The following is a 10942-nucleotide window of genomic DNA, read 5'->3' on the forward strand; positions in this document are numbered from 1 at the left end:
GCCCAGCAGCACGATGCCACCGACGATCGCGGCGACGACGACGCCCACGGCGACGGAGAGCGCCGCGATCCTCGGGCCCCGGCCCCGGCTGTGGCCGTGTCCCCCCTGCCGCCCCGGCAGGTAGGGGGGCGGCGGCGGGCCGAAGGCCGGGTCCGCGGCGCCCGAGGCATCACGGGTGTACTCGGTCCAGGCCGAGCCGTCCCACCACCGTTCCATGGCGGGGCCGTTACCTGCGTAACCGGGATCGGGGTACCAGCCGGGGGGCGTGTTCATGGTCACACGGTCAGCCTATGGCCAGGGATGGGGTCCGTACACCGCGGATGGCAGGACTACGCACCCGGACTACAACGGCGTGACATATGCCCCGGCGATCCCGCCGTCCACGAGGAACTCGGCGGCGTTGACGAAGGACGCGTCATCGCTGGCCAGGAAGGCCACGGCGGAGGCGATCTCCTCCGGCTCGGCGAACCGGCCCACCGGCACGTGCACCAGCCGGCGCTGGGCCCGCTCCGGGTCCTTGGCGAACAGCTCCTTCAGCAGCGGGGTGTTGACCGGCCCCGGGCACAGCGCGTTGACCCGGATGCCCTCGCGGGCGAACTGCACGCCCAGTTCGCGGGACATGGCCAGCACCCCGCCCTTGGAGGCGGTGTAGCTGATCTGGGAGGTGGCGGCGCCCATCACGGCCACGAAGGAGGCGGTGTTGATGATGGAGCCCCGGCCCTGCCGCCGCATGTACGGCAGCGCCGCCTTGCAGCACAGGTAGACGGAGGTGAGGTTGACCTCCTGGACCCGCTTCCAGGCGTCGAGCCCGGTGGTGAGGATCGAGTCGTCGTCGGGCGGGGAGATCCCGGCGTTGTTGAAGGCGATGTCCACCGAACCGTAGGTGTCGAAGGCGGTCTTGAAGAGCGCCTCGACCTGTTCGGGGTCGGTGACGTCCACCCGCACGAAGAGCCCGCCGACCTCGTCGGCGGCGGCCTTGCCCGCGCTCTCGTCGATATCGGCGCAGACGACCTGCGCGCCCTCGGAGGCCAGGCGGCGCGCGGTGGCCAGGCCGATGCCGCTGCCCGCTCCGGTGACGACGGCGGTACGGCCCACCAGACGGCGGCACACGGGGGTCTCGGTCACGTCACTGCTCCTCGGTGCTGATGAAGACGTTCTTGGTCTCGGTGAAGGCGGCAAGGGCGTCGGGGCCCAGCTCCCGGCCCAGGCCGGACTGCTTGTAGCCGCCGAAGGGGGTGGCGTACCGCACGCTGCTGTGCGAGTTGACGGACAGGTTCCCGGCGGCGACGGCGCGCGAGACCCGGACCGCGCGGCCCACGTCACGGGTCCAGATCGAGCCGGACAGGCCGTAGTCGGTGGCGTTGGCCAGCCGTACGGCGTCGGCCTCGTCCTCGAAGGGGAGGACGACCGCGACCGGGCCGAAGATCTCCTCCACGGCGGTGCGGTCCCCGGGGCCGGTGGCCTCCAGCACGGTGGCCGGGTACCAGAACCCCTTGCCCTTCGGGGCCTCGCCGCGGATCGCGGCGGGCGCGTCCTCGGGTACGTAGGACCGTACGCGCTCCCGCTGGGCGGCCGAGATCAGCGGGCCCATGGCGGTGGCGGGGTCGGCCGGGTCGCCGACCGCGAAGGAGGTCACGGCGGGCGCCAGCAGTTCCATGAACCGGTCGTAGACGCATGCCTGGACCAGGATGCGGCTGCGGGCGCAGCAGTCCTGTCCGGTGTTGTCCAGGAAGGAGCCGGGCGCGGCGGCCGCGGCGCGCTCGAGGTCGGCGTCGGCGAAGACGATGTTCGGGCTCTTGCCGCCGAGTTCGAGGGTCACCCGCTTCACGTCCGCGGCGCATTTGGCCATGATCTCCTTGCCGACCGCCGTGGAGCCGGTGAAGACGACCTTGGCGACGCCGGGGTGCTCGACCAGCGCGGCGCCCGCGACCGGCCCGGCCCCGGGCAGCACCTGGAAGAGCCCCTCGGGCAGGCCCGCCTCCAGGGCGAGTTCGGCCAGCCGGAGCGCGGTGAGCGGGGTGGTCTCGGCCGGTTTGAGGACCACCGCGTTCCCGGCGGCAAGGGCGGGCGCGGTGCCCCAGGCGGCGATCGGCATGGGGAAGTTCCACGGCGCGATGACCGCGACCACGCCCAGCGGCTCATGGAAGGTGACGTTCAGACCGCCGGCCACCGGGATCTGTGCGCCGCTCAGCCGCTCCGCTCCCCCGGCCGCGTAGTCCAGCAGATCGCGGACGTTGCCCGCCTCCCAGCGGGCGTTGCCGATCGGATGGCCCGCCTCGCGGACCTCGAGGGCGGCCAGTTCCTCGATGTGCCCGTCCACGGCGGCGGCGAAGCGGCGCAGCAGCCGCGCGCGGTCGGCGGGCGCGAGGGCGGCCCAGCCGCGCTGCGCCTCGGTGGCGCGGGCCACGGCGGCGGCCACCTCGTCCGGGGTGGCCGCGGGGACGGTGGCGACGACCTCCTCGGTGGCCGGGTTGAGGATGTGGTGCTCGTGGGGGTGTTCGGTGCTCACTCGCTGGTTCCTCACATGCGCTCGAAGGACCGGAAGCGCTCCCAGTCCGTGACGGCGGTGTCATAGGCGTCCTGCTCGACGCGCGCCATGTTGAGGTAGTGCTCGACCACCTCGTCGCCGAAGGCGGCCCGCGCTATGGGGCTGTTCCGCCACAGCTCGGCGGCGTCGCGCAGCGAGGTCGGGACGTGCTCGGCATCGCCGGTGTAGGCGTTGCCGGTACAGACCTCGGGGAGCTCCAGCTCCTGCTCCACGCCGTGGAGCCCGGCGGCCACCATCCCGGCCACGGCCAGGTACGGGTTGACATCGCCGCCGGGGAGCCGGTTCTCCAGCCGGTGGGAGGGGCCGTGGCCGATGACCCGCAGCGCGCAGGTGCGGTTGTCCGGGCCCCAGGCGACGGCGGTGGGCGCGAAGGAGCCGGGGCGGAACCGCTTGTAGGAGTTGATGTTCGGCGCGTAGAGCAGGGTGAAGTCGCGCATCGCCGCGATCTGACCGGCGAGGAAGTGGCGCATGGTCTTCGACATGCCGTACTCGCCGTCGTCGTCGGCGAGCACGGGGTGTCCGGCCTCGTCGCGCAGCGAGAGGTGGATATGGCAGGAGTTGCCCTCGCGCTCGTCGTACTTGGCCATGAAGGTGAGCGCCATGCCCTCCTGGGCCGCGATCTCCTTGGCGCCGGTCTTGTAGACGGCGTGCTGGTCGCAGGTGGTCAGGGCGTCGTCGTAGCGGAAGGCGATCTCGTGCTGGCCGAGGTTGCACTCCCCCTTGGCCGACTCGACGGTCATCCCGGCGGCGCCCATCTCGTTGCGGATGCGGCGCAGCAGGGGCTCGACCCGGCCGGTGCCGAGGACGGAGTAGTCGACGTTGTACTGGTTGGCGGGGGTCAGCCCGCGGTAGCCGGTGTTCCACGCCTGCTCGTAGCTGTCCCTGAAGACCATGAACTCCAGCTCGGTGCCGGTGTACGCGGTCCAGCCGCGCTCGGCGAGCCGGTCGAGCTGGCGGCGCAGGATCTGGCGCGGGGAGGCGACCACCGGGCTGCCGTCGTGCCAGGCGAGGTCGGCGGTGAGGAGGGCGGTGCCGGGGTTCCAGGGGGTGCGGCGCAGGGTGGCGGTGTCGCCGTGCATGGCGAAGTCGCCGTAGCCGCGCTCCCAGGAGGACATGGCGTAGCCGTCGACGGTGTTCATCTCGGTGTCGACGGCGAGGAGGTAGTTGCAGCCCTCGGTGCCGTGTGCCAGGACGTCGTCGAGGAAGAAGCTGGCGGCGAACCGCTTGCCCTGGAGCCTTCCCTGCATATCGGTGAAGGCCAGGACGACGGTGTCGATCTCCCCGGCGGCGACCAGTCTGGTCAGCTCGTCAACCGAGAGCGGGGGCGTGCGGTCTGCCACGGTGGGGCCTCCTGCGTCGGAGAATGCGGGGGAACGGAGAGTTCGGAGAGGGCTTGGGGGCGTGGGGTGGCCTTAAGGTAATACCGCAGACCATTGGTTGGGAAGTAGGTGCGGACGGTTCGATGAGCGAGAGCGGGAGTGGGCGCGGGAGCGCGGCGGACGACCGGCTGGCGCCGGTGCTGCGCCCGGTGCGCGCGGGGAACGGCTTCGAGGAGGCGCTGGAGCAGATACTCCAGGTGCTGCGGCTGGGGCTGGTCCCCGACGGCGGCCGGCTCCCGGCCGAGCGGGAGCTGGCCGACCGGCTGCGGATCAGCCGGGTGACCCTGCGCGAGGTGCTGAAGGTGCTCCAGGACCAGGGGCTGGTGGAGAGCCGCCGCGGCCGCTACGGCGGCACCTTCGTCCGGGCCAGGCCCGAGCCCGCCGAGGGCGGCGGCGAGGACGAGCTGCGGCGCCGGGTCGAGGCGGTAGACGTCGAGGACACCCTGCGGTTCCGCGAGGTCCTGGAGGTGGGCGCGGCGGGGCTGTGTGCCGCGCACCGGCTGGACGAGGGGCAGGCGCGGCGGCTGCGGGCGGCCCTGGACGCGACGCGGGACGCCCCGCTGGCCGACTACCGGCGCCTGGACACGATGCTCCACCTCACGCTCGCGGAGCTGGCGGGCTCACCGTCGCTGGCCGCCCAGTACGCGGCCGTCCGCGCGACCGTCAACGACCTGCTGGACTGCATTCCGCTGCTGGTCAAGAACCTCGAGCACTCCCAGGCCCAGCACGGGGCGCTGGTCGAGGCGGTGCTGGACGGGGACGCGGACGGGGCGCGCGAGGTGATGCGGGAGCACTGCGAGGGCACGGCGGCGCTGCTGCGCGGCTTCCTGGTCTGACCGGTTGGCCCCGGGGGTCCTTAACCACGGTTTTACGCAGAGGTCTTGCGCATCGCCGACCGGAAGGCAAAGGTATGGCCCCACACCTTTGCCATCGCCCCCTCGTGTGGAGCAGGAGTATCCCCCATGGCCGACGGTACCGAGTCCGCCCGCACCGAATCCGCCAGCGCCTCCGTCGGCGGCGCCCCGCCGGGCGGCGGCCCGGCGCCATCCCCCGAGGACGCGTATCTGGAGCGCCGCACCCTGCGGCGCGGCAGCGCGGGCCCGCTGCTGCTGACCGGCCTCGGCGTCGCCTATGTCGTCTCCGGCGACTTCTCGGGCTGGAACTTCGGCCTGGCGGAGGGCGGCTTCGGCGGTCTCGCCATCGCCGCCCTGCTGATGGGCCTGATGTACGCCTGCATGGTGTTCGCCCTGGCGGAACTGGCCGCGATCCTCCCCACCGCGGGCGGCGGCTACGGCTTCGCCCGGCGCGCCCTCGGCCCCTGGGGAGGCTTCCTCACCGGCACGGCGATCCTCATCGAGTACGTCCTGGCGCCCGCCGCCATCTCCATCTTCATCGGTGACTACGTCGAGTCGCTCGGGCTCTTCGGCCTGGAGTCCGGCTGGCCGGTCTATCTGGCGTGTTTCGTCATCTTCATCGGCATCCATCTGTGGGGCGTGGGCGAGGCCCTGCGGTTCAGCCTGGTCGTGACCGCCATCGCCGTCGCCGCGCTGCTGATCTTCGCCGTGGGCGCCCTCACCGACTTCGACGCGGGCTCGCTCAACGACATCCCGGCGGACCACTCCTCCTTCGGCTCGAGCTCCTGGCTGCCGTTCGGGCTGCTCGGCATCTGGTCGGCGTTCCCCTTCGGCATGTGGTTCTTCCTGGGGGTCGAGGGGGTGCCGCTGGCGGCCGAGGAGACCCGGGACCCGGCCCGTACGCTGCCGAAGGCCATGGCCTGGTCCATGGGCATCCTGCTGCTCCTCGCCCTGCTCACCTTCCTCGCGGCGACGGGGGCGCGCGGCCCGAACGCCATACAGGACGCGGGCAATCCGCTGGTCGAGGCGCTGCAGCCGGACGGCAAGGCCACCGTGCTGTCCCGGATCGTCAACTACGCGGGCCTCGCCGGGCTCGTGGCCTCCTTCTTCTCCCTGATCTTCGCCGGTTCGCGCCAGCTGTTCGCCCTCTCCCGGGCCGGCTATCTGCCCCGCTTCCTCTCGCTGACCAGCAGCCGCAAGGCCCCGTTCCTGGGCCTGCTGGTCCCGGGCGCCATCGGCTTCGCCCTCGCGGCGTGGACCGGCGACGGCGCCCGGATGCTCAACACCGCGGTCTTCGGCGCCACCATCTCGTACGCCCTGATGTCGCTCTCCCACATCGTCCTGCGCCGCCGCGAACCCGGCCTGGAGCGCCCTTACCGCACCCCCGGCGGCACGGTGACGTCGTCCCTCGCCTTCGTCCTGGCCTGCTCGGCGCTGGTGGCCACCTTCCTGGTGGACAAGGACGCGGCCTTCATCGCGCTCGGCGTCTACGCGGTGGCGCTGGCCTACTTCGCCTTCTACAGCCGCCACCGCCTGGTCGCGGCCGCGCCGGAGGAGGAGTTCGCGGCGCTGGCGGAGGCCGAGGCGGAACTGTCCCGCGACTGAGACCATTCCCACGGCGGAGAACCGTCCCACGGCCGGGAACCGTCCCGCGACGGAGAACGGTCCCCGCGGCCGAGCGCCGTCCCGCGACCGAGCAGATCCATGAAGATCGGAGTCCCCGGTGTCCAAGCCCCTGATCGGCGTCAGCACCTATCTCGAACCCTCGGCGAGCTGGGGCGTGTGGAACCTCCCCGCCGCGCTGCTGCCCTCGGGCTACCACCTGCTCGTCCAGCGCGCGGGCGGCCTGGCGGCGATGCTGCCACCGGACGAGGACCCGGCCGCCGCCGCGTCCGTCGTCTCCCGCCTCGACGGGCTCGTCATCTCCGGCGGCCCGGATGTGGAACCGGTGCGGTACGGGGCCGAGGTTGAGCCGCGCACCGGGCCGCCCGCGCGGGAGCGGGACGCCTGGGAACTGGCCCTGATCGAGGCGGCCCTCGCGTCGGGCACTCCCCTGCTGGGCATCTGCCGCGGCCACCAGCTCCTGAACGTGTCCCTGGGCGGCACCCTCGTCCAGCACCTGGACGGCCACGTGGGCCGGCCCGGCGTCTTCGACCACCACGAGGTGAAGCCGGTCCCGGGCACGCTCCTCGCCGGGATCCTCCCGGAGCCGGTGTCCGTGCCCACCTTCCACCACCAGTCCGTGGCCCACCTGGGCAAGGGCCTGACCCCCTCGGCCCACGCCACGGACGACGGAACGGTGGAGGCGGTGGAGCTGCCGGACGCGGAGGCGTTCGTGCTGGGCGTCCAGTGGCATCCGGAGGCGGGCGACGACGTACGCGTCATGCGCGCCCTGGTGGAGGCGGCGTCGGGCTGAGAAGCCGAGAAGGGACCGGCTCAGCCGAGCTTGAGCAGCAGTTCGCTGAGTTCGGCGGGCATGGTGATCATGCAGTCGTGGCCGGTCTCCAGCTCCCACACCTGCGCCGGGGTGCCGTTGGGCTGGATCGCGGGGACGGGCCGCCGGATGATGCCCTCCGGCACATTGGCGACGCAGTGGATGTGGGTCCGCGGGATCGCGTTCACGGCCGGGTTGTCCAGCCGGACCGGCTCCTGGAGGCAGCGCACCGGCTGATCCGACAGCATCGACCGCAGCCACGCCACATCCGCCGGTTCGGTGACCCCGAACAGACCCCGGGGCGGCTCCATCTCGGCCGGCGGCGGAACCCGCCAGCCGCTCTCGGACGCCACGGCCTGGTCGATCATGGCCTGGCTGATGGGCTGGACATCGGCCGCGCTCTCGCCGTCCTCCGGGACCATCGCGTCGAGATAGACCAGATGCCCGATCCGCTCCGGGACCTGGTTGGCCGCGGACGATATGACCAGCCCGGCGTAGCTGTGCCCGACGAGCACCACGTCGGTGAGGTCCTCTCCGGTGATCAGCCCGACGATGTCGTCGACATGCGTATCCAGACCCACCTCCGGGCCGGCCAGATGCGCCGTGTCGCCGTAGCCGGTCAGCGTCGGCGCCACCACCCGATGTCCGGCCGCCGCCAGCAACGGGACCACCCGCTCCCAGCACTGCCCACTGTGCCAGGCACCGTGCACCAGCAGATATGTCGACATGGCTCTGCTCTCCATCCGCGCGCAAATAAACGGGACACTGTCCCGATTGAAGATATGGGACAGTGTCCCGCTTAGCAAGCGGGGACCGGCGCGGCGGTCAGGAGTTGATCTCGTACGGGTCGCCGTAGACCTGCCACTTCAACGGGGGCGCCAGGTCGAAGTTCTTCTCGTTGAGGAACTTCCGCTGCTCGGTGTCGACGCGGCTGGTGTCGCTGTGCGCCTCCTCGCTCTTCATGGCCTCCTTACGGGCGTCGAGGAAGGCGTTGAGGTAGGTGGTCTCATTGCCGCCCTGCGCCGGGGGCTTGGCCTTGGACAGGGCGGTCTTACGGATGCCACCGAAGCTGTACTCGCTGTCGCCGGGGCCGTGCATCACGATCGCGTCGTAGTAGATGAACTGGCCGAGCGCGCCCAGGCCGTCGCCCTTGCCCTGCTTGACGGCCGGGTCGAAGTAGACGCGGTCGCGCTCGTGCTCCTGGGCGTCCTGGAACGCCTTGTCGGCGGCGGCCTTCTTCCAGTCCTCGGTGAAGTTCGGGTCCAGGCCGTCATGGGAGTCGCCGCCGTTGACCTCGCGCAGCGCGGGGAGGTACTTGGCCAGGACGTTGCCGGGCTTCTGCTGGGTGTAGTACTCGACGAGTTCCAGCATGTCGCCGGTGCCGGAGCAGAATCCGATGATGCCGGCGGTGTAGCCGCGACCGTCGCCTATGTCCTCGATGTACTTGAACTGGGCGCGCCAGTCGAGCGAGGAGTTCTCGGCGCTGGAGACCAGTTTCATGGCGATCTCCTTCTTCGCCGGGTCGTCCAGGCTGCTCGCCGCCGCGAGCTTGTGCGCCGAGTGGGTGTGGCGCACGTCCGACGAGGACGGCAGGTGGTCGGACGCCTGCCCGACTCCGACGCCGGTGAAGACGAGCGCGGCCGGTACCGTGACGGCCACGGCCGCGAGGCCGATCCTCCTGTGCATGGGGGACATGGGGACTCCGTTCCTTGTCGACTGTGGGGGAAGTGCGCGCGGCCGCCCCAGGGCGCGCCGGGGCAGCCCCGAGTCCTGAGACGATCCGTTAGGAACCTTTCCTAACCATTCAAGCGAGCGCGTCGTGTCCACCACAAGGGTTTCGACGCCATTCAGCGCCATTCGACAAAGAAGCGACCCGTGCCGTACCGCCTCGGGAGGCGGCCCCAACCCCCGTGTTACGACTGGGGGATGGGCATCGCGGGGTCCGCGCCGCCAGTCGCCCCGGGACGCTTTCCGGTCGCCCCGATCGCCCCGGCGCCGGACGGTCCGGCGGGAACGGCCGGCTCGGCCGCGCCCTCGGCCGCGGCCGGCACCTCCGTCACCGGCCGTGCCGCGATCGCGCGCCACCACGGCTCCAGCGGCAGCCCGCGCCCCGGCTCGAACGGCTGGCCAGGACGCGGAACGGCCACATTGGCCCCGGCCTCCTTCGCCGCCGTCACCGTGCCCTCGGCGGGCTCCTCCCACGGATGCGGGGCGAGGTTGAAGGTGCCCCAGTGGATCGGCAGCATGATCCCCCGCGCCGGGTCCCCGCCCTGGAGATCGAGATGGGCCCGCATACCCTCCTCGGGGGTCATGTGGATGTCCGGCCAGTAATCGGAGTAGGCACCGATCTGGATCATGGTCGCGTCGAACGGCCCGTACGCCGCGCCGATCTCCGCGAAACCGGGGAAGTAACCGGTGTCGCCGCTGTGGTAGATCCGGCGCCCGGAACCGGCCACCACCCAGGAGGCCCACAGGGTGTGCTGGGTGTTGCGCAGCCCGCGACCGCAGAAGTGGCGGGCGGGGGTGGCGGTGAGCGTGAGCCCGGCGACCTCGGTGGACTCGTGCCAGTCCAGCTCGGTCATCCGCTCGGCCGGGACGCCCCAGCGCTCCAGATGAGCCCCCACCCCGAGCGGGACGACGAACATCGCGTGGCTCCGCACCAGCGCCCGGATCGTGGGCATGTCCAGATGGTCGTAGTGGTCATGGGAGATGACCACCACGTCCACCGGCCCCAGCTCCCGCAGCGGCACCGGCACCGGGTGCAATCGCTTGGGCCCCACCATCGAGAAGGGCGAACAGCGCTGCCCCCAGACGGGGTCGAACAGCACCCGCCGCCCGTCGATCTCCGCCAGCACACTGGAGTGCCCCATCCAGGTCAGCCGCAGGCCGGAGGCGGGCGGGGCGGCCAGATCGGCGACGGTGGTGGGGTGCACCGGCACGGTCCCGGCCGGGGCCCGGCGGACACGCTCCTCCTTGCGGAAGTAGGTGGACGCGAACTTCAGCATCGAGCCGGACGGGGCGGTACGGGCCCCCACCGGGTTGACGAACACACCGTTCGCGAAGTTCGGCGACCTCCGGATGCGCTCCATCCGCTCCCCACTGGGATCCGCTCCGAAGGCGGCGGGGCGCAGGGCGGCGGTGAGCCGGGAACGTGTCGGGTGGGAGCCGGTCACGGGGCCTCCAGGGTGAGAGGGCGGGAGCACTCCAACGCACGGTGCCGTTGGGCTGCAATGACACAACTCTTACGAGGGGGGACCTTGTTCCGGAACGGCGCGCTCGGCCGTGGAGACGGTGTCCTCGGCCGCGGGGACGGTGTCCTTGGCCCCGGGGACGGCGCGTTCGGTCGCGGGGACGGTGCGCTCGGCCGCGGAGAAGGACAGCACCAGATGGTCCTCCACCGGGCGATAGCCGAGACGCTGGTAGAGGGCGTTGCTGGTGGGGTTGTCGAGATCGGTGAAGAGCAGGACCTCCTTCACCCCGGCGGTCCGCGCGGCCCCGCTCACGGCGGCCGTGGCGGCGCCCGCGTAGCCGCGTCCGCGCAGCTCGGGCGGGGTGTAGACCAGGGCGACCCGGGCCATGCCGGCGATCGTACGGCTGATCCCGGCGCAGGCCACCGGCCGGCCGTCGAGCTCCCACACCGTGATCCCGTCATGGCCGAGCTTGTCGTCCACCTGCGCCGTGACATCGTCCCTCAGCGCGTCGGTCTCGCGGGCGAACCCCTCGTACC

At 71.8% G+C, this 10942-nt stretch carries 11 protein-coding genes; 3 read left to right on the plus strand and 8 right to left on the minus strand.

From position 1 onward, the window contains the following. The 4 genes from GWI24_RS31730 to GWI24_RS31745 form a co-directional block, all read right to left on the minus strand. The coding region (locus GWI24_RS31730; protein ID WP_210949458.1) for a DUF2510 domain-containing protein at positions 1–273 on the minus strand (273 nt) is incomplete at its 3' end. A 69-nt stretch (positions 274–342) separates the two neighbouring features. Next, complete coding sequence (locus GWI24_RS31735; protein WP_210949459.1) at positions 343–1125, minus strand: 3-oxoacyl-ACP reductase; 783 nt, start codon at positions 1123–1125, stop codon at positions 343–345. A 1-nt stretch (position 1126) separates the two neighbouring features. Then, positions 1127–2509: an aldehyde dehydrogenase gene (locus GWI24_RS31740; RefSeq protein ID WP_210949461.1), complete on the minus strand. Its 1383-nt coding sequence runs from the start codon at positions 2507–2509 to the stop codon at positions 1127–1129. Positions 2510–2520: 11 nt separating this feature from the next. Beyond that, entirely contained in the window at positions 2521–3888 is a 1368-nt protein-coding gene (locus tag GWI24_RS31745) for a glutamine synthetase family protein (RefSeq protein ID WP_210949463.1), read from the minus strand. Between the two features lie 122 nt (positions 3889–4010). Here GWI24_RS31745 and GWI24_RS31750 point away from each other — a divergent pair, with 122 nt between their 5' ends. The 3 genes from GWI24_RS31750 (at position 4011) to GWI24_RS31760 (ending at position 7197) form a co-directional block, all read left to right on the plus strand. Then, the gene (locus GWI24_RS31750) at positions 4011–4763 is read left to right on the plus strand and encodes a FadR/GntR family transcriptional regulator (RefSeq protein ID WP_210949465.1); all 753 of its coding nucleotides are present in this window, start codon (positions 4011–4013) and stop codon (positions 4761–4763) included. A 126-nt stretch (positions 4764–4889) separates the two neighbouring features. Beyond that, positions 4890–6386 carry an ethanolamine permease gene (gene eat / locus GWI24_RS31755; RefSeq protein ID WP_210949467.1) on the plus strand — a complete coding sequence of 499 codons (1497 nt, stop codon included), beginning with the start codon at positions 4890–4892 and terminating at the stop codon, positions 6384–6386. A 118-nt stretch (positions 6387–6504) separates the two neighbouring features. Next, entirely contained in the window at positions 6505–7197 is a 693-nt protein-coding gene (locus GWI24_RS31760; RefSeq protein ID WP_210949469.1) for a gamma-glutamyl-gamma-aminobutyrate hydrolase family protein, read from the plus strand. Positions 7198–7217: 20 nt separating this feature from the next. Here the strand turns inward: GWI24_RS31760 and GWI24_RS31765 are convergent, their stop codons facing one another. The 4 genes from GWI24_RS31765 to GWI24_RS31780 form a co-directional block, all read right to left on the minus strand. Beyond that, positions 7218–7943 carry an alpha/beta fold hydrolase gene (locus GWI24_RS31765; RefSeq protein ID WP_210949471.1) on the minus strand — a complete coding sequence of 242 codons (726 nt, stop codon included), beginning with the start codon at positions 7941–7943 and terminating at the stop codon, positions 7218–7220. 97 nt (positions 7944–8040) lie between these two features. Next, complete coding sequence (locus tag GWI24_RS31770; RefSeq protein ID WP_210949473.1) at positions 8041–8910, minus strand: chitosanase; 870 nt, start codon at positions 8908–8910, stop codon at positions 8041–8043. Between the two features lie 218 nt (positions 8911–9128). After that, positions 9129–10388, minus strand: coding sequence for an MBL fold metallo-hydrolase (locus tag GWI24_RS31775; RefSeq protein WP_210949475.1), 1260 nt, complete (start codon positions 10386–10388; stop codon positions 9129–9131). Between the two features lie 69 nt (positions 10389–10457). After that, the coding region (locus GWI24_RS31780; protein WP_210949477.1) for a GNAT family N-acetyltransferase at positions 10458–10942 on the minus strand (485 nt) is incomplete at its 5' end.

Origin of the sequence: Streptomyces sp. MK37H, from assembly GCF_018035285.1 — a bacterium.
GTDB classification, from domain to species: domain Bacteria; phylum Actinomycetota; class Actinomycetes; order Streptomycetales; family Streptomycetaceae; genus Streptomyces; species Streptomyces endocoffeicus.

Excerpts from the sequence above, each read along its gene's own strand:
- GWI24_RS31750 (WP_210949465.1), top strand. The coding sequence starts at position 4,011 with ATGAGCGAGAGCGGGAGTGGGCGCGGGAGCGCGGCGGACGACCGGCTG.
- eat (WP_210949467.1), top strand. The coding sequence starts at position 4,890 with ATGGCCGACGGTACCGAGTCCGCCCGCACCGAATCCGCCAGCGCCTCC.
- GWI24_RS31765 (WP_210949471.1), bottom strand. The coding sequence starts at position 7,943 with ATGTCGACATATCTGCTGGTGCACGGTGCCTGGCACAGTGGGCAGTGC.
- GWI24_RS31770 (WP_210949473.1), bottom strand. The coding sequence starts at position 8,910 with ATGTCCCCCATGCACAGGAGGATCGGCCTCGCGGCCGTGGCCGTCACG.